This window comes from Pseudomonas germanica (assembly GCF_019614655.1).
Lineage (GTDB): Bacteria > Pseudomonadota > Gammaproteobacteria > Pseudomonadales > Pseudomonadaceae > Aquipseudomonas > Aquipseudomonas neuropathica.
Genome location: NZ_CP071586.1, coordinates 4,714,240 through 4,737,679, shown reverse-complemented (window position 1 = coordinate 4,737,679; position 23,440 = coordinate 4,714,240). Strand labels below are relative to the sequence as shown.

General features: G+C 59.0%; 17 protein-coding genes. 12 read left to right on the top strand and 5 right to left on the bottom strand.

The features are described from left to right. Positions 1-74 precede the first annotated feature (74 nt). Complete coding sequence (locus tag J0G10_RS20860; RefSeq protein ID WP_220556619.1) at positions 75-2,003, bottom strand: transglycosylase SLT domain-containing protein; 1,929 nt, start codon at positions 2,001-2,003, stop codon at positions 75-77. Positions 2,004-2,217: 214 nt separating this feature from the next. On the opposite strand from J0G10_RS20860, the gene J0G10_RS20855 reads away from it, so the two are divergent. Continuing rightward, the gene (locus tag J0G10_RS20855; protein WP_220556618.1) at positions 2,218-4,140 is read left to right on the top strand and encodes an ATP-binding cassette domain-containing protein; all 1,923 of its coding nucleotides are present in this window, start codon (positions 2,218-2,220) and stop codon (positions 4,138-4,140) included. A gap of 174 nt (positions 4,141-4,314) precedes the next feature. Here J0G10_RS20855 and J0G10_RS20850 read toward each other — a convergent pair whose 3' ends face one another. Beyond that, entirely contained in the window at positions 4,315-4,752 is a 438-nt protein-coding gene (locus tag J0G10_RS20850; RefSeq protein WP_093099866.1) for a universal stress protein, read from the bottom strand. Between the two features lie 103 nt (positions 4,753-4,855). Here J0G10_RS20850 and J0G10_RS20845 point away from each other — a divergent pair, with 103 nt between their 5' ends. From J0G10_RS20845 to J0G10_RS20815, 7 genes are all read left to right on the top strand, one after another. Beyond that, positions 4,856-5,293: a hypothetical protein gene (locus J0G10_RS20845; RefSeq protein WP_095050464.1), complete on the top strand. Its 438-nt coding sequence runs from the start codon at positions 4,856-4,858 to the stop codon at positions 5,291-5,293. A 517-nt stretch (positions 5,294-5,810) separates the two neighbouring features. Then, positions 5,811-7,958: a fatty acid oxidation complex subunit alpha FadB gene (fadB, locus tag J0G10_RS20840; protein ID WP_095124318.1), complete on the top strand. Its 2,148-nt coding sequence runs from the start codon at positions 5,811-5,813 to the stop codon at positions 7,956-7,958. Positions 7,959-7,987: 29 nt separating this feature from the next. Then, positions 7,988-9,163, top strand: coding sequence for an acetyl-CoA C-acyltransferase FadA (gene fadA / locus J0G10_RS20835; RefSeq protein ID WP_007910465.1), 1,176 nt, complete (start codon positions 7,988-7,990; stop codon positions 9,161-9,163). A 99-nt stretch (positions 9,164-9,262) separates the two neighbouring features. Then, the gene (locus J0G10_RS20830) at positions 9,263-9,499 is read left to right on the top strand and encodes a DUF1653 domain-containing protein (RefSeq protein WP_007910467.1); all 237 of its coding nucleotides are present in this window, start codon (positions 9,263-9,265) and stop codon (positions 9,497-9,499) included. 114 nt (positions 9,500-9,613) lie between these two features. Then, on the top strand, positions 9,614-12,244 hold the full coding sequence (gene topA / locus J0G10_RS20825) for a type I DNA topoisomerase (RefSeq protein ID WP_095050466.1): 2,631 nt from the start codon (positions 9,614-9,616) through the stop codon (positions 12,242-12,244). A gap of 143 nt (positions 12,245-12,387) precedes the next feature. After that, positions 12,388-12,912 (top strand): DUF6586 family protein, encoded by a 525-nt coding sequence (locus tag J0G10_RS20820; protein WP_007910470.1) that lies wholly within the window; start codon positions 12,388-12,390, stop codon positions 12,910-12,912. Positions 12,913-13,018: 106 nt separating this feature from the next. Beyond that, positions 13,019-13,252, top strand: a complete 234-nt coding sequence (locus tag J0G10_RS20815; RefSeq protein WP_007910471.1) for a hypothetical protein — start codon at positions 13,019-13,021, stop codon at positions 13,250-13,252. Between the two features lie 92 nt (positions 13,253-13,344). Here J0G10_RS20815 and sulA read toward each other — a convergent pair whose 3' ends face one another. After that, positions 13,345-13,818: an SOS-induced cell division inhibitor SulA gene (gene sulA / locus J0G10_RS20810; protein ID WP_095050467.1), complete on the bottom strand. Its 474-nt coding sequence runs from the start codon at positions 13,816-13,818 to the stop codon at positions 13,345-13,347. Between the two features lie 10 nt (positions 13,819-13,828). Continuing rightward, entirely contained in the window at positions 13,829-14,437 is a 609-nt protein-coding gene (lexA, locus tag J0G10_RS20805; RefSeq protein WP_003226590.1) for a transcriptional repressor LexA, read from the bottom strand. A 229-nt stretch (positions 14,438-14,666) separates the two neighbouring features. On the opposite strand from lexA, the gene J0G10_RS20800 reads away from it, so the two are divergent. From J0G10_RS20800 to J0G10_RS20785, 4 genes are all read left to right on the top strand, one after another. Continuing rightward, on the top strand, positions 14,667-15,374 hold the full coding sequence (locus J0G10_RS20800; RefSeq protein ID WP_007910473.1) for a TetR/AcrR family transcriptional regulator: 708 nt from the start codon (positions 14,667-14,669) through the stop codon (positions 15,372-15,374). A 158-nt stretch (positions 15,375-15,532) separates the two neighbouring features. Further along, on the top strand, positions 15,533-16,543 hold the full coding sequence (gene nagZ / locus J0G10_RS20795) for a beta-N-acetylhexosaminidase (protein ID WP_220556617.1): 1,011 nt from the start codon (positions 15,533-15,535) through the stop codon (positions 16,541-16,543). Between the two features lie 12 nt (positions 16,544-16,555). Continuing rightward, positions 16,556-17,293: an S-methyl-5'-thioinosine phosphorylase gene (locus tag J0G10_RS20790; protein WP_016986745.1), complete on the top strand. Its 738-nt coding sequence runs from the start codon at positions 16,556-16,558 to the stop codon at positions 17,291-17,293. Between the two features lie 9 nt (positions 17,294-17,302). Then, positions 17,303-20,596, top strand: coding sequence for a DEAD/DEAH box helicase (locus J0G10_RS20785; protein ID WP_220556616.1), 3,294 nt, complete (start codon positions 17,303-17,305; stop codon positions 20,594-20,596). Positions 20,597-20,744: 148 nt separating this feature from the next. Here J0G10_RS20785 and J0G10_RS20780 read toward each other — a convergent pair whose 3' ends face one another. Beyond that, a complete protein-coding gene (locus J0G10_RS20780; protein ID WP_220556615.1) occupies positions 20,745-23,435 on the bottom strand; it encodes a DEAD/DEAH box helicase in 2,691 nt (896 codons plus the stop codon). Positions 23,436-23,440: the final 5 nt, after the last annotated feature.

Below are 23,440 nucleotides of genomic sequence, written 5' to 3'. Positions count from 1 at the left end.
TCAGGTTGTGCCCATAAAAAATGCCCGTATCTCGCGATACGGGCATTTTTCGTTAGTTGGCGTCAGTCAGGTGATCACTGATCGTCGAAGTAGCGCTCATGCCAGTCCACCAGCGGCTGCGGCGAGTTGAGCTTCTGGCCGTAGATCACCGAGTACGACAGCACGTTCTGCACATACTGACGGGTTTCGTCGAACGGAATGCTTTCGACCCACACGTCGAAGCTCAGGTGATCGGCGCCGCGCAGCCATTGGCGCACGCGACCAGGACCTGCGTTGTAGGCGGCGGAGGCGAGGACGCGGTTGCCGTTGAACTGGCTGTGCACCTGGCTCAGATACGCGGCGCCGAGCTGGATGTTCTTGTCCGGGTCCAGCACTTGCTGCGGCGAGGCCAGCGGAATGCTGAATTTGCGCGCGGTTTCCTTGGCGGTGCCGGGCATCAATTGCATCAGGCCACTGGCCCCGACACCGGAGCGTGCGTCGTCCATGAACGCGCTTTCTTGGCGGGTAATGGCAAACACCCAGCTCGAATGCAGGCCACGTACCTTGGCTTCACGCACGAGCGTTTCGCGGTGGGCCATCGGGAAGCGGATATCCAGATCGTCCCAGTACTGCGCCTGACTGATGGTGCGGATCGCCGGGAAATACCATTTCAAGTCGTAAGCGAGTTTCGCCTGGGCAACCATTTCATCGCGATTGAAATGGCGGCTGACGTGATACCACTCGCGACGACCGTCGACGATTTGCCCACGGGCATGGAATTCCAGCGCGCGGCGTACCCCCGGCGTGTTGCGCACCTTGTTGATCAGCGCCTGGCTGAGGACCAATGGCTTGTTGTTCAGCGAGTACGGCGATTGCGAGCGGTCGGCGGCGAGGAAACCGTAGAAGTCACGTTCGCGCGCAAGGTTTTTGTACAGGGTCTGCGCTTCCGGGTTCTGCGGCTGGGCCAGTTCCAGACTACGCGCCTGCCAGTAGCGCCAGCGGTTGGTGGTGGCCAGATCCTGCGGCAGACGGCGGGTCAACTGGTAGGCGTCGTCCCAGCGGGCCAGACGCAGCAACAGGCGCAAGCGCCATTCCGAGACGGTGTTGTCGCGCAGTTCCGGGTCGTACTTGGCCATCACGTCCAGCGCGCGGCTGTCGAAACGACGGGCAAGGGTCAGGCCGATTTCCCGGGCAATCGCGACTTTTTCATCGCGGGAGAAGTGCATGCTGCTGGCGTAACCGTCGAGCAACGCCATGGCCTTGTCCGGATCCTGACGGGCCAGTCGGCGCAAGCCGAGGCTGACCACATCGGACATCGGTTCATCGGCCGGGGTAAAGCGCGAAGGCTGATTGAGCAGTTCGGGTTTCTGCGCGACATCGACCAGCAAACGACCGCGCGGGGCGAGGGTGGTCAGGCCGTTGACCAGACTGTTGGCCAATGGATAGTTGCGGGCCTGAGCGGCAAGTTTGGTGCGCTCCCAGCGTTTCTGTTCAGTGAGCTGGCCATCGGCTGCCCAGATGCCGAACAGCGCGTCACACGCGGCGGGTTGGGATTTGCCAGTCAGCCAGAGCTTTTCAGCATTGGCGTACCCCTCGGCCTTATGGTTGCTGCTGATCTGGTACTGCGCATTCAGGCAGTCCAGTTCAGTGAAGTTGAGTTTCGGGTCGTAATACTTGACGAAGGTGGCCCAGTCGCCACGGTCGGCGAGCCAGCGCAACCAGCGCAATTTCATCCAGTTGGCCTGGGGCAGGTCACCGTGTTCGGCGAGGAACTTTTCGATTTCCGCGTTGCTCGCGGTTTTCAGCCGCGCGGTCAGTTCGTCGTAGGCCAGGTACGGTTCCAGCGGGTAATCGGCCAACGCCTGGCTGTAGCGAAAGTACGGGCCGGTATCACCCTTGGCCAGGGCGCGCTTGGCTTCATCGTAATACTGGCGTTGGGTGGACAGGTCCACCGCCTGGGCGGATTGAGCGGCAGCGGCGGTAAGTAGCAAACAGGACAAGACACTGAAAAGGCGACTGCGCATGAGACATCCGGGCAGAGAAATCATGACAAGTGCCGACCTCGGTCAGCACTGAATTGTCTTTAGCTTAGCCTTTTGCCAGCAAGCGGCGAAAGCTTTGCGGGCCTCGCAGCACAAGTTCGCAACAAATGTTGTGCAGAGTGCTTCGACAGACAAATTGCCGGCCTGCTGAAGCCCTAACTCAGGTAGAATGCGCGCCCGGTTTTTGGAGAAGCTCATGACCCTGCTCAAATTCAGCGATGTGTCCCTTGCGTTCGGCGCTATGCCGTTGTTGGACAAGGTGTCCTGGCAGATCGCCCGTGGTGAGCGGGTGTGCATCATCGGCCGCAACGGCACTGGCAAGTCCAGCATGATGAAACTGGTCAAGGGCGACCAGAAGCCCGATGAAGGCTCGGTGTGGCGTGCCCCCGGTCTGAAAATCGGCGAATTGCCGCAAGAATTGCCGGTGGCCGACGATCGGACGGTGTTCGACGTAGTCGCTGAAGGCCTTGATGGCGTGGGCGCGTTGCTCGCCGAATACCATCACCTTGCGCAGAACTGCGTCACTGATGAAGACCTGAACAAGCTGATGCACGTTCAGCAAGACCTCGAAGCCCGTGATGGCTGGCGCTTGCAGACTCTGGTCGAGAGCACTTTGAGCCGTCTGCAACTGCCGGCCGACAAGACCCTCGCCCAGTTATCCGGCGGCTGGCGTCGTCGCGTGCTGCTGGCGCAGGCGCTGGTGTCCGAGCCGGATCTGCTGCTGCTCGACGAACCGACCAACCACCTGGACATCGGTGCGATTGCCTGGCTCGAAGAAGCCCTGAAAGATTTCCAGGGCGCCGTGCTGTTCATCACGCACGACCGTTCCTTCCTGCAAAACCTCGCCACGCGCATCCTCGAACTGGATCGCGGCGGCCTGATCGACTGGAACGGCGACTACGCCAGTTTCCTTGTGCACAAAGAAGCCGCGCTGGCCGCCGAAGAAACCGCCAACGCGCTGTTCGACAAGAAACTGGCCCAGGAAGAAGTCTGGATCCGCCAGGGCATCAAGGCTCGCCGCACCCGCAACGAGGGCCGCGTCCGCGCCCTGAAAGCTTTGCGCGTGGAGCGTAGCGAGCGTCGTGAGCGCACCGGCAAGGCCAACATTCAGCTGGACACTGCCGACAAGTCCGGCAAGCAGGTGATGGTCCTCGAGAACGTGAGTTTCGCTCACCCGGGCGGCCCGTTCCTGATCAAGGATTTCTCGATGGTGCTGACACGCGGCGACCGTATCGGTCTGCTCGGCGCCAACGGTACCGGCAAGACCACCCTGCTGAAACTCATGCTTAGCGGTCTGCAACCGACCAGCGGCAAAGTGGAAGAGGGCACGCGGATCGACGTGGCCTACTTCGACCAGTTGCGTCATCAACTGGATCTGGAAAAAACCGTGATCGACAACGTCGCCGAAGGTCGCGACTTCATCGATATCGACGGCCAGAGCCGTCACGTGCTGAGCTACCTCGGCGATTTCCTGTTCAGCCCACAGCGTGCCCGCACGCCGGTCAAGGCGCTGTCGGGTGGTGAGCGTGCGCGTCTGTTGCTGGCCAAGTTGTTCAGCAAGCCGGCGAACCTGCTGGTTCTCGACGAACCGACCAACGACCTCGACGTGGAAACCCTCGAGCTGCTCGAGGAAGTGCTGCTGACCTTCAACGGCACCGTGCTGATGGTCAGCCACGACCGGGCATTCCTCGACAACGTGGTCACCAGCACCCTGGTCTTCGAAGGTGAAGGCAAGGTGCGTGAATACGTCGGCGGCTATCAGGACTGGATCCGTCAGGGCGGTTCGCCGCGTCTGTTGGGCGTGACTGAAAGCAAATCGGGCAAGGCTGACCTGAATTCGGCAGTGGTTACTGCCGAGCCTGCTGTGGTTGCTGCGCCTGCCGCTGCAGCACCGGCGGCCAAGAAGAAGCTGAGCTACAAGCTGCAACGCGAGCTGGAAGCGTTGCCGGGCGATATCGATGCCAAGGAGCAGCAGATTGCTGCGGTAGAGGCGGAAATGGCTGAAGCTGGTTTCTATCAGCGCCCAGCGGCTGAAACAGCCAAGGTGATTGCTTCGCTGGAGCAGTTGCAGGCTGAGCTGGATGCGTTGGTGGAGCGTTGGGCGGAGCTGGATGCCTGATTGATCCTGATGTGAAAAAGCCCGGCGTTCAGTGATGAACGCCGGGCTTTTCATATGCGGGTGGAGACCCAATGTGGGAGCGAGCCTGCTCGCGAATGCGGTGTGTCAGGCGGCATTAATGCTGAATGTGCCGATGCCTTCGCGAGCAGGCTCGCTCCCACAATGATCAGTGTTTCAACGTTTGACCAGGTGGACGGCGAGGACGTCGCAAGGCGCACCGTGCAGTACGTCGTTTGCGGTCGAGCCGAGCAACAGCGCCAGGCCATGTCGGCCATGACTGCCGACTACGATCAAATCGCACGTTTGCTCTTTGGCGAAATGATGGATTTCCTGGCGTGGCTGGCCGTAGGTCAGGTGGCAGTTGGCGCCTTCGAGTTCGGTGTATTTGAGCTTCAGACGTTCAAGTCGCTCCTTGGCCTGATCGAACTGCTGTTGTTGCAGTTGTGACAGATCCATCGGCACGTCGCCGCCGAATGCCATGGCCATCGGTTCGACAATATGCACCAGCGACAGCTTGGCGCCATTGCTCACCGATAGCTCTCGGGCGCGGTGAATCACAGGGTCGCACTCTTCGGTCAGATCTACGGCGACCAGGATGTGGTGGTAGGGCATGAGGTGCTCCTCGTGAGGTTTCAATATTGTTAAGTATGGCTGGTTTCAAGCGCATTGGTTCCAAGGTGACACAATGCGCTCACCAAGAATTGGGAATAGAGATATGACGGTCTGGTTGGTGGTGTCAATCCTGCTGGTGGTTTTGAGTCCGCTGGCGTGGTTGCGCCCATCGCGTGCGCAAAGCGGTCGCATCGCCTTGCGCATGGAGGCGCGGCGCATGGGTCTGGCCATGCAACTGGCGCCTCAGGAATGGCCGCACTGGCTGGCGCAAGAGCCGCCGAATCCGTGTGCGCAGTATCATCGGCCGCGTCGTGGCAAGTCGCCTGCCTGCTGGACTTACTGGCAAAAATCGCCGGGTGTGTGGGTCAATCAATGGCAGGAAGTTTGCGAAGATCGGGCGCTGCTCAATCATTTCGAAAAGTTGCCCGGCAACGTTTTCAAAGTCGAAGCAGACAAGCAGATGATCGCCTTGTACTGGGGCGAGAAGGGCGAAGCGTCGGTGTTGCAGGACATCGACACCACTCTGAAAGCACTGGCGTGACGCGCGGACTTTTCCCACTGCAACGGTGGGGAACGTCCGGCAGACGCGCAATAAAAAGCCCGACATGATTCATCGGGCAGGGTGGCCAGGCAGGCCGGAAACCTTTTTTGATGCTGACTTGGTCGGTACATCTCTCTGTAGTCCACCCAGCGTAGCCCTTTAAACTCGGGCTGCTGCGAATTAGGGCGACTTTTCTAACTATTGATTCTATGAATGGCTTCACATGCAGACGCGTGTTGCGGGTCTTCGTCTTACAGAAATGACCGCAAAGTCGCATTTCAACCCGTATTTTGGGCGATTGACAATTGTCGGAAATTCCGTGAAGGTGACGTACCCAAATCAAACGGGCGTATGAATTGAGCGTTTGTCTTACAGACTGCTCCTACAGAATCCCGACTATCGCGTTGGCGGGTGTGCCGGGTGGATTGGCGTTAGCATCGACGAAAAAGCGTCCTGCCGAGCCATTCGCCTGCGTCCGACGTGTACTGTTCAGCTTCCATATCGTGGAGATCAGTTGATGATTTACGAAGGTAAAGCCATCACGGTTAAAGCTCTTGAAAGTGGCATCGTCGAATTGAAATTCGACCTCAAGGGTGAGTCCGTCAACAAGTTCAACCGTCTAACCCTGAACGAACTGCGTCAGGCCGTAGACACCATCAAGGCAGATGCTTCGATCAAGGGCGTGATCGTCAGCAGTGGCAAGGACGTGTTCATCGTCGGCGCCGACATCACCGAATTTGTCGATAACTTCAAGCTGCCGGATGCCGAGCTGGTTGCTGGCAATCTCGAAGCCAACAAGATCTTCAGCGATTTCGAAGACCTCAACGTCCCAACCGTAGTGGCCATCAATGGCATCGCCCTGGGTGGTGGTCTGGAAATGTGCCTGGCGGCTGACTATCGCGTCATGTCGACCAAAGCCAAGATCGGCCTGCCGGAAGTCAAGCTGGGCATCTACCCAGGCTTCGGTGGCACCGTGCGTCTGCCGCGCTTGATCGGTGTCGATAACGCCATCGAGTGGATTGCCTCCGGTAAGGAAAACCGCCCTGAAGACGCCCTGAAAGTCAGTGCCGTCGACGCCGTGGTTGCTCCTGAAAAACTGCAGGAAGCTGCCCTTGAACTGATCAAGCGCGCCATCTCCGGCGAGTTCGATTTCAAGGCCAAGCGTCAGCCGAAACTTGAAAAACTCAAGCTGAACGCTATTGAACAGATGATGGCTTTCGAAACCGCCAAAGGTTTCGTCGCCGGTCAGGCTGGCCCGAACTACCCAGCGCCGGTTGAAGCGATCAAGACCATCCAGAAAGCCGCGAACTTCGGTCGTGACAAGGCGCTGGAAGTCGAAGCCGCCGGCTTCGTCAAACTGGCCAAGACCTCTGCCGCGCAGAGCTTGATCGGTCTGTTCCTGAACGATCAGGAGCTGAAGAAAAAGGCCAAGGCCTACGACGAAATCGCCAAAGACGTGAAGCAGGCCGCTGTACTCGGCGCCGGCATCATGGGTGGCGGTATCGCCTATCAGTCGGCCTCCAAAGGTACGCCGATCCTGATGAAGGACATCAACGAGCACGGTATCGAGCAGGGTCTGGCCGAAGCCGCCAAGCTGCTGGTTGGCCGCGTTGATAAAGGTCGCATGACCGCTGCGAAAATGGCTGAAGTGCTCAATGGCATTCGTCCGACCCTGTCCTACGGCGACTTCGGTCACGTGGATCTGGTTGTCGAAGCTGTCGTCGAGAACCCTAAGGTCAAGCAAGCCGTACTGGCTGAAGTCGAAGGTCAGGTCAAAGAGGACACCATCCTCGCGTCCAACACCTCGACCATTTCCATCAGCCTGCTGGCCAAGGCCCTCAAGCGTCCGGAAAACTTCGTCGGCATGCACTTCTTCAACCCGGTGCACATGATGCCGCTGGTGGAAGTGATCCGTGGCGAGAAGTCCAGCGAGCTGGCTGTTGCCACCACCGTTGCCTACGCCAAGAAAATGGGCAAGAACCCGATCGTCGTCAACGACTGCCCGGGCTTCCTGGTCAACCGCGTACTGTTCCCGTACTTCGGTGGTTTCGCCAAGCTGGTCAGCGCCGGTGTCGACTTCGTCCGTATCGACAAGGTCATGGAAAAATTCGGCTGGCCGATGGGCCCGGCGTACCTGATGGACGTGGTCGGCATCGACACCGGTCACCATGGTCGTGACGTGATGGCTGAAGGTTTCCCGGATCGCATGAAGGATGACCGTCGTTCGGCCATCGACGTGCTGTACGAAGCCAAGCGCCTGGGCCAGAAGAACGGCAAGGGCTTCTACGCCTACGAGGCCGACAAGAAAGGCAAGCAGAAGAAAGTCGCCGATCCATCGGTGCTGGAAGTGCTCAAGCCGATCGTTTACGAGCAGCGTGAAGTCACTGACGAAGACATCATCAACTGGATGATGATCCCGCTGTGCCTGGAAACCGTGCGTTGCCTGGAAGACGGCATCGTTGAAACCGCCGCCGAAGCCGACATGGGTCTGGTCTACGGTATCGGTTTCCCTCCATTCCGTGGCGGTGCACTGCGCTACATCGACTCGATCGGTGTTGCCGAGTTCGTTGCCCTGGCTGACCAGTACGCTGATTTGGGCGCGCTGTACCACCCGACCGCGAAGCTGCGCGAAATGGCCAAAAACGGCCAGAGCTTCTTCGGTTAAGCGCCCCCAACTAGAGTGAGAGTGAACTTATGAGCTTGAATCCTAGAGACGTCGTGATTGTCGACTTCGGTCGTACTCCGATGGGCCGCTCCAAGGGCGGCATGCACCGCAACACCCGCGCCGAAGACATGTCGGCGCACCTGATCAGCAAGTTGCTGGAACGCAACGCCAAGGTCGATCCTGCAGAAGTCGAGGACGTGATCTGGGGCTGCGTCAACCAGACCCTGGAGCAGGGCTGGAACATCGCGCGCATGGCTTCGCTGATGACCCAGATCCCGCACACCTCGGCCGGTCAGACTGTTAGCCGTCTGTGCGGCTCGTCGATGAGTGCGCTGCACACCGCTGCGCAAGCGATCATGACCGGCAACGGTGACGTGTTCGTGGTCGGCGGCGTCGAGCATATGGGCCACGTGAGCATGATGCACGGTGTCGATCCGAACCCGCACATGTCGCTGTACGCGGCGAAAGCCTCGGGCATGATGGGCCTGACCGCTGAAATGCTCGGCAAAATGCACGGCATCACTCGCGAACAACAGGACGCTTTCGGCGTGCGATCCCACCAGTTGGCCCACAAGGCCACCGTGGAAGGCAAGTTCAAAGACGAAATAATCCCGATGCAGGGCTATGACGAGAACGGTTTCCTGAAACTGTTTGACTACGACGAAACCATTCGTCCGGAAACCACCCTGGAAAGTCTGGCGGCCCTCAAGCCTGCCTTCAATCCAAAGGGCGGCACCGTGACTGCCGGTACTTCGTCGCAGATCACCGATGGTGCTTCGTGCATGATCGTGATGTCGGCGCAGCGTGCGCAGGACCTGGGTATCCAGCCAATGGCGGTTATCCGTTCGATGGCAGTGGCGGGTGTGGATCCGGCAATCATGGGCTATGGTCCAGTTCCGGCGACACAAAAAGCCCTGAAGCGTGCGGGCCTTGGCATCAACGATATCGACTTCTTCGAGCTCAACGAAGCTTTCGCCGCACAGGCCCTGCCAGTGCTGAAAGATCTGAAAGTGCTCGACAAGATGAACGAGAAGGTTAACCTGCACGGCGGCGCGATCGCCCTGGGTCACCCGTTCGGTTGCTCCGGTGCCCGTATTTCCGGCACTTTGCTGAACGTGATGAAGCAGAATAGCGGCACCTTCGGGGTGGCCACTATGTGCATTGGTCTCGGCCAAGGCATCTCCACCGTCTTCGAACGCGTTTAAGCGTCTCGTCGATGGAAGCCGGGGCCAAGTGCCCCGGTTTTTGTTTTTGTGGATTTATTTTGTTTTTATTTTTGAAAAAATTTGAGTGAGGGCCGAAGCATGCCGATACAACCTGGGCTCTACCAACATTACAAAGGTCCGCAGTACCGCGTATTCAGTGTTGCGCGGCATTCCGAGACCGAAGAAGAAGTGGTCTTTTACCAAGCCCTGTATGGCGATTACGGCTTTTGGGTACGCCCTCTGAGCATGTTTCTCGAGTCAGTCGAGGTTGACGGCGAGCAGGTGCCACGCTTTGCTTTGGTGCAAGCCGAACCGAGCCTTTTTTCCAAGGCATAAGGCGAGTGCGCACAGAACCCTGTGCTTGACCTCACCTTGTATCAACTATATATAGCGGTGCCGCGTCAGGCGCCAACCGCCTTTCACTTCTAGAATTCAGGAATTTTCTGATCCATGGGCAAATCGCTGGTCATTGTGGAATCCCCGGCTAAGGCCAAGACCATCAACAAGTATCTGGGTAACCAATACGTGGTGAAGTCGAGTATCGGCCATATCCGAGACCTGCCCACCAGCGGTTCGGCTAGCGCCAGCAAAGAGCCAGCCGCCAAGCGCGGTAAGGCTGCTGCGGGCGAAGGTCCGGTGCTCTCGCCGAAAGAGAAAGCGCGCAAGCAGCTGGTCTCGCGTATGGGTGTCGATCCCGATCATGGCTGGAAAGCCCAGTACGAGATCCTCCCGGGTAAAGAGAAGGTCATCGAAGAGCTGCGCCGGCTCGCCAAAGATGCTGACACCATCTATCTCGCAACCGACTTGGATCGCGAGGGGGAAGCCATTGCCTGGCACCTGCGCGAAGCCATCGGTGGTGACGACAGCCGCTACAAGCGTGTGGTGTTCAACGAAATCACCAAGAAAGCGATTCAGGAAGCTTTCTCGGAACCGGGTGAGCTGGACATTGATCGTGTCAACGCTCAACAGGCGCGTCGCTTCCTCGACCGCGTTGTCGGTTACATGGTCTCGCCGCTGCTGTGGGCGAAGATCGCTCGTGGCTTGTCCGCCGGTCGCGTGCAATCGGTTGCCGTGAAGCTGGTGGTCGAGCGTGAACGTGAAATTCGCGCGTTCAACCCGGAAGAGTACTGGGAAGTGCATGCCGATCTCGGCACCACCAAAGGCTCCACCGTGCGTTTCGAAGTGGCTCGCGAAAAAGGCGAAGCGTTCAAGCCGCTCAACGAAGCTCAGGCCATGGCCGCGCTGGAGAAACTCAAATCTTCCAGCTACAGCATCGTCAAGCGCGAAGACAAACCGACCAGCAGCAAGCCGTCGGCGCCGTTCATCACATCGACCCTGCAGCAGGCTGCGAGCAACCGCCTGGGCTTCGGCGTGAAGAAAACCATGATGATGGCCCAGCGTCTTTACGAAGCCGGCTACATCACTTATATGCGTACCGACTCGACCAACCTCTCGGCTGATGCCGTGGCGATGGCGCGTACTTACATCGAAGACGAGTTCGGCAAGAAGTACCTGCCGGAAACGCCGAACGTCTACAGCAGCAAGGAAGGCGCACAAGAGGCTCACGAAGCGATTCGTCCTTCTGACGCCAACACCACGCCAAGCAAGCTGGCGGGTATGGAGCGTGACGCTGAGCGTCTCTACGAGCTGATCTGGCGCCAGTTCCTCGCTTGCCAGATGCTGCCGGCGCAATACCTGTCGACCACCGTCAGCGTAGGCGCTGGTGACTTCGAGCTGCGCGCCAAGGGTCGTATCCTCAAGTTTGACGGTTACACCCGTGTCATGCCGCAGATTGCCAAACCGGGTGATGACGACGTTCTGCCTGATATGGCGCAGGGCGACGTGATGAAGCTGATCAAGCTCGATCCATCGCAGCACTTCACCAAACCGCCGGCCCGCTACTCGGAAGCCAGTCTGGTTAAAGAAATGGAAAAGCGCGGTATCGGTCGTCCTTCGACTTACGCTGCGATCATTTCGACCATTCAGGATCGCGGTTACGTGACCCTGCACAACCGTCGTTTCTACTCGGAAAAGATGGGCGACATCGTCACCGAGCGTCTGTCGGAAAGCTTCTCGAACCTCATGGACTACGGCTTCACCGCAGGCATGGAAGAGAACCTCGATGACGTGGCGCAGGGCGAGCGCGACTGGAAAAACGTACTGGACGAGTTCTACGGCGACTTCAAAAAGAAACTCGAAGTAGCCGAAAACCCGGACAGCGGTATGCGTGCCAACCAGCCGGTCATGACCGACATCCCGTGCACGACTTGTGGTCGTCCGATGCAGATTCGTACCGCGTCGACAGGCGTTTTCCTCGGTTGTTCAGGCTACAGCCTGCCGCCGAAAGAACGCTGCAAGGCCACCGTCAACCTGGTGCCGGGCGATGAAATCGCTGCGGACGACGAGGGTGAGTCGGAATCGCTGGTACTGCGTGGCAAGCACCGCTGCCCGATCTGCAGCACGGCGATGGACGCTTACCTGCTGGACGAGAAGCGCAAGCTGCACATCTGCGGTAACAACCCGGATTGCGCCGGCTACGAAATCGAAGAAGGCAGCTATCGCATCAAGGGCTACGAAGGTCCGAGCCTGGAATGCGACAAGTGCGGCAGCGAGATGCAGCTAAAGACTGGCCGTTTCGGCAAGTTCTTCGGTTGCACCAACCCGACCTGCAAAAACACCCGCAAACTGCTGAAAAGCGGTGACGCGGCGCCGCCGAAGATGGATCCGGTGAAGATGCCTGAGCTGAAATGCGAAAAGGTCAACGACACCTACATCCTGCGCGACGGTGCTTCCGGCCTGTTCCTGGCGGCCAGTCAGTTCCCGAAAAACCGCGAGACCCGTGCTCCGCTGGTGATCGAGATTCTGCCGCACAAGGACGAGATCGATCCGAAGTACCACTTCCTCTGCGACGCTCCACAGAAAGATCCTGATGGTCTGCCGGCGGTGATTCGCTACAGCCGCAAGACCAAGGAGCAATACGTACAGACCGAAGTCGATGGCAAGCCTACCGGTTGGAAGGCGTACTTCGACGGCGGCAAGTGGACGGTTGAAGACAAGCGTACGAAGCCAAAAGCTGAGTAAGCCTTAGCCTGATACTGAAAGGCCGCATGAGAACTCTTGGGTTTTCATGCGGCCTTTTTGTTTTGTGCTTGCGGTGGGATCGGCTGATCCACGACACTGTCCGGCCTGTGTGAAGCAATTATTTCGTTGTGGAGAGCGCCGTCATGGCTCACGAACTCTATACCCGCACCAACCAGAAGATCTATTTCGCCGGACTGTCGCTCGAAGCTCTGGCTCGCGCCGAAGAGGGGCGAGCGATGAATTCGCTGGCGTTGATTCAGGCGGGGCGTGAATCGGCGTTGTTTCACCTTTACGGCGCCTTGCTCGGTCTCTGTCACGAGATCGCTGGTTTCTATCGTCTGCCGCAGGCCAATGCACCACGCGCCGAGATGCTGCTGACACGTGAGGTGCTGGAGTCGATCGCGATTCCCGAGTTGGCCGAGATGGTCGAACTCGCTGGCAACTCTGAAACCTGGCTGGCAAAACTGCTGGCAGCGCATTCGGCGCTGTTCCAGCCGCCACGGGTGCCACACAAGCCCAAAGGGGACGTGACTCAGCCGCTAATTCAGGCGATTAATCTGGATGAAGAAGAAGCGCCAGAAGAGTTGAGTCGAGAGGAGCTGGAGAGCTGGCGGCAGAATCTGAAAGGCTTGGCGATTCGCTTTCGCGAAGGCTTGAACGAGTGCTGAGGGTGATTGACACGGTGGCAATCTGAAACATGCTGCTGGTCAAGATCCCGAGCGAAGCCTGAATGATGTCTATATAATCCCTGCCTTTCGTGGAGAACAGACCTTTATGCCAACGTCCTTTCTAGAAATTGTCGAGTTACCAGACGGCCGAATCGAACTGCGCAGGGCTGAGGACGAGGGTTCTCTGGTGACGCTGGATTTCTCCGACGATGCCAAGGCGTTCCTTCAAGGTCAGCATGTAGAAATTGCCAAGGCGATGCTAAGCGTCGGCGTGCAGATGGCCGGTCGTATGGTCGAAGGCGAGTTTGATAAGGAAGAGGGGCCGCGGGTTCTTCATTGATCCGCGCCTTTGCTTTTTAACGTTACCGCTTCAGATCGGCTTCTCTGTCCCTGGAGAAGCCCTGCGCTTCACACAGCGCGTAGTAGCAACCCTCAACCCAAACGAATATTCAGGCTCTGAGCTTCGCCCGTGCGTGCGGCGCTGATCAGTTGTTGCCGCGAGTGGGTGTTTAGCGGGTTGAGCCAGGTGACCACAGTGTGGCTGCGCCCCAACCGCAGAGCTTCGCACGCCAGTTGCTGGGCGCTTTGAGCGCCCCGTGGTTGAAGTAGCAGAATACGTTCGCGGTTCAGGCCGGCATCCCGCAGCCAGGTTTGAGTCAGGCTGGCAGGTGGCGCGATCAATGTCAGCCAACGTGCGTCCTGATCTTCACTGAGTTCGCGAAGAATCGGGGCGAGCAGGTTCAGGCAGTTCCCGGCCGCACCACGCAGTGACAGCTCACTGAATACTTCGGGTTCGGCATTCCAGGGGCGTTCGACCACGTCTTTCAGGATCGGCGCCATCGGTTGCGCCAGAAACGCTTCGAATAAAGGCAGTTGTGTTTGCTGGGGGGTGTGTGGGAACTGCATAAAGCCTCCTTTAGCGGCGGATTACGCCGACACTCAAGCCTTCGATCACCAGTTCCTGATCTTTCAGGTCGACTTCGATAGGGGCGAACTCGGGGTTTTCGGCAATCAGCCAGACCTTGCTGCCTTCACGCTTGAAACGTTTGACCGTCACTTCGTCGCCGATACGGGCAACGACGACCTGGCCATTACGTGCTTCGCGGGTGGTGTGCACGGCAAGAAGGTCACCATCGAAAATGCCGATGTCCTTCATGCTCATGCCGTGTACGCGCAGCAGATAGTCGGCGCGCGGATGAAAGAAGGCCGGATTGATGTTGCAAGACTCTTCGATGTGCTGCTGAGCGAGGATTGGCGCGCCGGCAGCGACCCGGCCAATGATTGGCAGGGTAGAGTCGTCGGCCTTGGCTTCAAAGCCGGGAATGCGAATACCGCGAGAAGCGCCCGGTGTCATCTCGATGGCGCCTTTTCGGGCCAGAGCCTTGAGATGTTCTTCAGCCGCGTTCGGCGACTTGAAGCCCAGTTCCTGAGCGATTTCCGCACGGGTTGGCGGGTAGCCGTTGTCTTCGAGGCAGCGTTTGATAAAGGCCAGAATCTCGGCTTGGCGTGGCGTCAGCTTTAGCATATTGATCGCTCTGTCTTTTTATACAGTGACTGTGATTATATACAGTGAAGCGTCCTTGGCAATGCCCGTTTTTTTGCAGGCCGCCAGACGGTCGGTATTCGTGCTTATTAATGAGTTGGGCTTGTGTGGTTAAATAGCTGACCGACCATTCCCAAAACGAACCGGCAGGCTTGACAAGGCACAGGCTGAAACGTATGTTTCAAACAAGTGTTTGTCAGGCGGAGTAGCCATGGCCCAGTCGGAAACCGTTGAACGCATTCTTGATGCTGCCGAGCAGTTGTTCGCGGAGAAAGGTTTCGCCGAAACCTCATTGCGTTTGATCACCAGCAAGGCCGGCGTCAACCTGGCAGCGGTGAACTATCACTTCGGCTCGAAAAAAGCGCTGATTCAAGCGGTTTTCTCGCGCTTCCTCGGGCCGTTCTGCATCAGCCTCGATAAAGAGCTGGAGCGCCGTCAGGCCAAGCCTGAAAACAAGCCGACGCTTGAAGAGCTGCTCGAAATCCTCGTCGAGCAGGCCCTTGTGGTGCAACCACGCAGCGGCAATGACCTGTCGATCTTCATGCGCCTGCTCGGCCTCGCGTTCAGCCAGAGCCAGGGCCACTTGCGCCGTTATCTGGAAGACATGTACGGCAAGGTGTTCCGTCGCTACATGCTGCTGGTCAACGAAGCCGCGCCACGCATTCCGCCGATCGAGCTGTTCTGGCGCGTGCACTTCATGCTCGGCGCCGCGGCGTTCAGCATGTCTGGCATCAAGGCGTTGCGCGCAATTGCCGAGACCGATTTCGGCGTCAACACCTCCATTGAGCAAGTGATGCGCCTGATGGTGCCGTTCCTCGCTGCGGGCATGCGTGCCGAAACCGGCGTCACCGATGCGGCGATGGCTACCGCACAACTGCGCCCGCGCAGCAAATCAACGCCGGTCGCCGCCAAGGTTTAACCGGGCACGGGTGGGCGCGGCAGCTTGTATCCGCTAAGCTAGCCGCCCATGCCGACTCTCGTTCTGAACCCGAAATCCATACAAATTGCCAACCTGCCGAGCATTGCTCAGGGTAGCGATGTGCTGCGGATCGGGTTTTTCGTTTTCAAGGAATCTCTATGACTGCTGGCCTGCAAGGCTCGTTGATGGTGGACGTCGCCGGTACCTGGCTGACGGCCGAAGATCGCCAATTGTTGCGTCAGCCCGAAGTGGGCGGCCTGATCATTTTCGCGCGCAACATTGAGCATCCGCGTCAGGTGCGTGAGCTTAGCGCGGCCATTCGTGCAGTTCGTCCTGATCTGCTGCTGGCGGTGGATCAAGAGGGCGGTCGCGTGCAGCGCCTGCGTCAGGGCTTTGTGCGCCTGCCGGCCATGCGTGCCATCGCCGACAACCCGAACGCCGAATACCTCGCCGAGCAATGCGGCTGGATCATGGCCACCGAAGTGCTGGCGGTCGGGCTCGACCTGAGCTTCGCCCCGGTGCTCGATCTGGATTACCAGCGCAGCGCTGTTGTCGGCACCCGTTCATTTGAGGGCGATCCGGAGCGCGCCGCAGTGCTTGCCGGAGCGTTCATTCGCGGCATGAACAGCGCGGGCATGGCTGCTACCGGCAAGCATTTTCCTGGCCACGGCTGGGCCGAAGCCGATTCCCACGTGGCGATCCCGAATGACGAGCGCAGCCTGGACGAGATCCGCGCCAACGATCTCGTGCCCTTCGCCAGGCTCAGCAAACAACTGGCCGCTGTGATGCCGGCCCACGTTATCTACCCGCAAGTCGACTCGCAGCCTGCCGGCTTCTCCCGGCGCTGGTTGCAGGACATCCTGCGCGGCGAATTGCAGTTCGACGGCGTGATCTTCAGCGACGACCTGTCGATGGCCGGCGCCCACGTTGTTGGCGATGCCGCCAGCCGCATCGAAGCCGCACTGACTGCCGGTTGCGACATGGGGCTGGTGTGCAACGACCGCGCTGCTGCAGAGCTCGCCTTGAGCGCCGCACAACGCATGAAGGTCAAGCCATCGGCCCGAATCGCGCGCATGCGCGGTCAGGCCATTGCCAGCACCGAATATCGTCAGGATCCGCGCTGGCTCACCGCCATCAGCGCGCTCAAAGACGCTCAACTGATCGATTAAGGATTTTTCGCTATGACGGTTTACGCAATCATCGGTGGCACCGGCCTGACCCAGCTCGAAGGCTTGACCATTCGCCAATCGCTGGCGGTGGACACCCCCTACGGCGCGCCATCGGCCGACGTGCAGATCGGCGAATACGCCGGCAAGGAAGTGCTGTTCCTCGCCCGTCACGGCCATCCGCATCGCTTTCCGCCGCACAAGGTCAACTACCGCGCCAACCTGTGGGCGTTGAAGCAGGCCGGTGCCGAAGCGATCATCGCGGTAAATGCGGTGGGCGGTATTCACCCGGCCATGGGCACCGGGCATTTCTGCGTGCCACACCAGATCGTCGACTACACCAGCGGCCGCGAACACACCTTTTTCGCCGATGATCTGGAGCACGTCACCCATATCGACTTCAGCTTCCCCTACAGCGAGCCGCTGCGTCAGCAATTGATTGCGGCGGTGGCTGCCGAAGGCTGCGAATACAGCGATCAAGGCGTGTATGCCTGCACTCAGGGCCCGCGTCTGGAAACCGTGGCGGAGATCGTGCGTCTGGAGCGCGATGGCTGTGACATCGTCGGCATGACCGGCATGCCGGAAGCTGCACTGGCCCGCGAGCTGGATCTGGATTACGCCTGTCTGGCGCTGGTGGTTAACCCGGCAGCGGGAAAAACCACCGAAGTAATCACCATGGCCGAGATCGAGCAGGCCTTGCATGACGGCATGGGCAAGGTTAAGTCGGCGTTGGCGCGGGTGTTGGCCGGCTAAGGACTGCCCATGAGCATTATCATCGAACAGCTTAAGTCGTTGGCCTGGGCCCGGGCATTCACTAGCAACGCGCTGGCCAAGGCTCGGGCTTATGCCGCCGATGATCGGGTAGAGATCATCGAGATCGATGACAGAAAGATCGAGGCGTTCTGCGTCGGTTCGGAAGATCAGGCGTATGAACAAACCATTTACCTGTCCGAAGATCGGCTGGGTTCCGTCAACTTGCGTTGCCTGTGCACCTGTCCTGTCTCAATCGACTGCAAACACTGCGCTGCGGTGCTCTATCACCTGCAGGGCAGTGATCATGAAGCGTCCGAAAGTAACGCACAGACCCAGTTGGGGCGGGCGCTGGAACATTGGCTTTCGACCATTCCCGTGCCGGCCAAGCCCATCGAAGAAGGCGCGCAAACTGCAGGCACGCGCCTGTTTTACAAGCTCAAGCCGACGTCAGTGAGCGGCAAGTGGCTGCTCGATATTTTCAAGGTCTCCCAGCTCAAGAGCGGCGAGTTGCGCGAAGTCAAACCGATGTATTCGCTGGCGGAAATGCTCATGCGTCAGCCCGGCTACCTGTCCGAGTTGGATCTGCGCGTCGCCAGGCTGCTGGTTGCCATGCACTCCCATCACGCCTATTACAGCGGCTATCCGCTGGAAGGCAGCAGCGGCGCCGAACTGCTGGAAATGCTCCTGCGCACCTCGCGGCTGTTCCTCGATTTCGAGGATCTGCAACCGTTGATGTCTGGCGCGAAACGCATCGGCCAGTTCGCCTGGGCCGAGCAGGCCGACGGCGGGTTCCGCGCGCAGTGGAGCAGTGCCGAGGCTGCGCAGGAAACCGTGCTGGCGCTGGAGCCGCTTTATTACCTGGATCGTGAACAGCGGCAGATTGGCCCTCTGTTCAATGAACTGGATGAAAAACTGGCCAGTCATTTGACTCTGGCGCCGGACATTCCGGCGCGTCAGGCCATGCAGTTCAGTCATCGCATGAGTGCGGCAACGAGAATCCCGCCGCCACACCAACTGACCGAACGAATCATCGACGACGTACTACCGCAGCCGCAACTCACCCTCGTCAGCGGTCGGGAGCGCTCGCGCTGGGAATACGTTCTTGAGCACCGCGCCGCCCTGGTGTTTACCTACAACGGCCAGCCGACGGTGGATCGCAACCCGGAAGTAATGATCCTCAACGGCACCGAAACCCAGCGCATTCAACGCCAGCCTGCGGTGGAAAAGAAACTGCGTCAGATCCTGCAAAAGTTCGGCTTCAAGAAAACCACGCGCAAGAGCTCGCTGGATCGTCCCGGCGAGATGTTCACGTTGCCGGATGATTCCGCCTGGCTCGGGTTTATGCACGAAGGGCTTGCCACGTTGCGCGCCTCGAACTGGGAAGTCGAGATGAGTCCCGGCTTTCATTTCAATGTGCAGCCAGTCGAGCATTGGTACGCCGAGGTCGAAGAAGAGGCTGGGCATCAGTGGTTTGATTTGCAGTTGGGTATCGTCGTCAATGGCCAGCGCTACAGTTTGCTACCGATCCTTCTGCACTTGTTGCGCACCCAGCCGCGCTTGCTTGACCCGGTCAATCTTGCACAACGCAGCGATGACGAAAAACTCCTGATCGAACTGAAGCCCAGCGGTTTTGGCGACCCTTCGGGCGCCAAGGTCGCGCTGCCGCTGAGTCGGATCAAACCGCTGATGGCCACGCTGGGCGAGTTGTACCTGGGCGGTCATCAGGGCGATGCACTGCGCTTGAGTGTCCCGGATGCCGCGCGCTTGAGTATGCTCGATGGCGTGCCGCTGGATTGGCAGGGTGGCGAGCGGCTGCGCACCTTCGCCAAGCGCTTGCAGAATTCCAGTCACACCCAGGTCGCTGCGCCGGCCGGCCTTAACGCGCAACTGCGCCCGTATCAGCTCGAAGGTCTGAACTGGATGCAAACCCTGCGCGAGCTTGAAGTAGGCGGCATTCTGGGCGATGACATGGGGCTGGGCAAAACGCTGCAAACCTTGGCGCATCTGCTCACGGAAAAACACGCCGGACGCCTTGATTGTCCGGCTCTGGCGGTGATGCCGACCAGCCTGATTCCCAACTGGCTCGACGAGGCCGAGCGCTTCACCCCCCAGTTGAAAGTGTTGGCGCTGCACGGCTCGGGGCGGCAAAAGGATTTCGCTGATCTGGCTGGATACGATCTGGTACTGACCACTTACGCTTTGCTGCCGAGGGATCTCGAGGTTCTACAGCCGCAGTTATGGAGCGTGCTGATTCTCGACGAAGCGCAGAACATCAAGAACCCGCTCAGCAAAGCCGCGCAGGCCGCACGCGATTTGCAGGCCCGCCAGCGCTTGTGCCTGAGCGGCACGCCATTGGAAAACCACTTGGGCGAGCTTTGGTCGCAGTTTCATTTCCTCATGCCCGGTTGGCTCGGCGACAGCAAGTCCTTCAATCGCGATTACCGCACGCCAATCGAAAAGCACGGCAATGTTCAGCGTATGCAGCACCTGACAGCGCGCATCAAGCCGTTTTTACTGCGCCGCAAAAAGGATCAGGTGGCCACCGAACTGCCGCCGAAAACCGAAATCATCCATTGGGTGGATCTCAGCGACGGCCAGCGCGATGTCTATGAAACCGTTCGCGTGGCGATGGATAAAAAAGTGCGCGACGAAATTGCCCGCAGTGGCGTGGCGCGCAGTCAGATCATCATTCTGGATGCCTTGCTCAAGCTGCGGCAGGTCTGTTGCGACCTGCGCCTGATCAACATGCCGCTGACAGCGAAGGCGCTGCGCTCCGGCAGTGGCAAGTTGGTCAGCTTGATGGAGATGCTCGAAGAGTTGCTCGGCGAAGGTCGCAGGATCCTGCTGTTCTCGCAGTTCACCTCAATGCTCGCCTTGATCGAGGAAGAATTGCAGCAACGTGACATTGCCTATTCGTTGTTGACCGGTGACACCACGGATCGACGCACACCGGTGAAGGATTTTCAGGGCGGCAAGGTGCCGCTGTTTCTCATCAGTCTCAAAGCGGGTGGTACCGGTTTGAACCTGACCGCTGCGGACACGGTGATTCACTTCGACCCTTGGTGGAACCCGGCGGTGGAGAATCAGGCCACCGATCGTGCGTATCGAATCGGGCAAAACAACCCGGTGTTCGTTTACAAGCTGATTGCTCGTGGCACGGTAGAGGAAAAAATACAGGCGCTGCAGCAGGAGAAAGCGGCGTTGGCCGGAGCGGTGCTTGAGGGGGGGACGACAGGTGGCTGGAAACTGGAGCAGAGCGACATTGAGGCGCTATTTGCGCCGTTGCCTGTTGCCAAGGGTTGAACCCTAAGTAATAGAGCAATATCTGATGGCCCCATCGCTGGCAAGCCAGCTCCCACAGGGTTGGGAGTCGTACACAAAACTGTGTTCCAACTCGGTACCTGTGGGAGCTGGCTTGCCAGCGATGGCTATCTAACAGGCGACGCAGATCTCAACGCTTGTCGGACTTATCCGGCAACGGCGCAAACAACGCCTCAATATCATTACTCTGCAACTTCCAGTCCCCAGCCTTGCGCCCATCCAGCACGCCCGCTGCCAAGTCGGATTTTTCCTTTTGCAGGTGCTGAATCTTCTCTTCCACCGTGCCCCGGGCAATCATCTTGTAGACGAACACCGGTTTCTCCTGACCGATCCGATAGGCACGATCCGTCGCCTGATTCTCGGTGGCCGGGTTCCACCACGGGTCGTAATGAATCACCGTGTCGGCCTCGGTCAGGTTTAAACCGACGCCGCCGGCCTTCAGGCTGATCAGAAAAATCTGACGCTTGCCACTCTGGAATTCCTTCACCGGCGTGCGCCGATCCCGGGTCTGGCCGGTCAGCAGCGCGTAAGCGACATTACGTTTTTTCAGCTCGTCTTCGATCAAGGACAGCATCGAGGTGAACTGCGAAAACAGCAGAATCCGCCGGCCCTCCTCGAACAGCTCCTCGAGCATTTCCATCAGGCTGTCGAGCTTGCCCGAGGTACTGCCGCGAGCGGGCAGGGTGGCGTCATTGACCAGGCGCAGATCGCAGCAAACCTGACGCAACTTGAGCAGCGCCTCAAGAATGATGATCTGGCTGCGCGCCACGCCTTTGCGGGTGATCTCGTCGCGGACCTTCTTGTCCATCGCCAGGCGCATGGTTTCATATACATCGCGCTGCGCTTCGTTGAGATCGACCCAATGGATGATCTCGGTTTTCGGCGGCAACTCAGTCGCCACTTGTTCCTTGGTGCGGCGCAGCAGGAACGGTTTTATCCGACCGTTGAGGTGCTGAAGTCTGACTTCACTGCCGCGCTTTTCAATCGGCACGCGGTAATCGGCGTTGAAGCTTTTTACGTCGCCGAGCCAGCCCGGCAGCAAGAAGTGAAACAGCGACCACAGCTCGCCCAGGTGGTTTTCCAGCGGCGTACCGCTCAGGCACAACCGTTGACGTGCGTTAAGCTCGCGCGCGGCCTGGGCGGCTTTGCTGTTCGGATTCTTGATGTACTGCGCTTCATCCAGCACCAACACATGCAGCGGCTGCTTGGCCAGACGTTCGACGTCTTTTGGCAGCAGGGCGTAGGTGGTGAGGATCAGGTCGAAGTCGGCCAGGTTATCGAAATGCTTTTTGCGAGTGGCGCCATACAGGGCAACCACTTTCAGTTGCGGCGTAAAGTGCGCCGCCTCATCGAGCCAGTTCGGAATCAGGCTGGTCGGCATCACCACCATGCACGGACGATCGAGGCGTCCGGCGATTTTCTCGCTGAGAATATGCGCCAGGGTCTGTAGGGTTTTACCCAGCCCCATGTCATCCGCAAGAATCCCGCCGACTTCCAGTTGCCGTAGCGACTGCATCCAGCTCAAGCCTTCGAGCTGATAAGGGCGCAACGTCGCATTCAAACCTTCCGGTGCTTCTGTGCTGAAATCACGAATATCACGCAGACGTTGGGCAAACGTGCGGATCTGTTCGCCGCCCTCCCACAGCAGCGGAAGGCCTTCCAGCGAATTGAGACGCGTGGCATCGGCCTTGCTCAGGCGCAGGGTGGTTTCGCCCGGCTCTTGTAAGTAAAACTCCCCGAGCGTCATCAGCACCGGCTTCAGCCGACCCAGGGGTAAGGCCACCTGCAACGGCCCGTGCTCGCTGTTGCGCTGCGGAATATTCACCAGAATCAGCTCGTCATCGCGGCGGCGCGCCAGGCGTTCCGGGTTGAGGATTTCCGCGTGCGAGCGCATCAGATTGAGCAAGATAGGCAACAGACTCAGGCGCTCACCATTGACGATGATCCCCAGTTCCAGATCAAACCAATCGCGTTCCGGCACCTGCTCGACGGTGGCGTACCAGTCATCAACGGCGGTCAGGTCAAAACCGAATTCCTCGTCGATCTGCAGTTCCCAGCCTTGGCTGCGCAGTTTCGGCAGGTCGTTGAGGGTGAACGTCAGCCAAGCGCTGTCATTGACCATTTCGTACAGCTCGCCAGCGCTCTCCGGCAGGGCTTTGCTCTGGCGGGTGGCGATGCGAAAGCCGAGGATGCGCAACTGTTCGCGGTACGACTGCTCGACATCCGGATGGCGTTTGACGCGCAGCGTCTGGCTTTCCTGGCGAATCAGGATGTCGCTGTTCTTTTGTCCGCTGACGTATTCATCCAGATAGCTGAACGACAACGCCGCGCGATGCTGAATGTAGCGCTGCATCTTGCCGTTGCGCGGTTCGAAGGCGCTGAACTCGACGCTGGCCAGCCATAGGCGCGGCATTGGCTGCACATTGTCGACCAGCACTTGCGGTGGCGCCTTCGGGCTGCGGTTTTCCAGCACGGCTTGCAGCTTTTCCAAGAGTTCGGCGTCTTTGGCGGCGGCAGGGTAATCGAGGGTTTCCTGCACTTTCAGGAGCACCGCTGCGCAGTGTTTGCAGTTGCTGCGAACCGGGCAGGTGCAGCTTGCATCGACCAGCAGCAAGGTGCTTTTGGCGGATTCGCGCAGCTGGATGGTCTGGCGGTAAACGTTACCGCCAGAGCCTTCGCAACTGGCGGTGATGGTCGCATCGCCGACCTGGGCGATGCGTACCCGGTTTTCCAGGGCATAGCGGCGGCCACGCTCCAGGCTCTGTTCCTTGAATCGGCTGACCCAGGAGGGTGCCAACGGTTTACTCAGGGGCGGGGACATAAGGA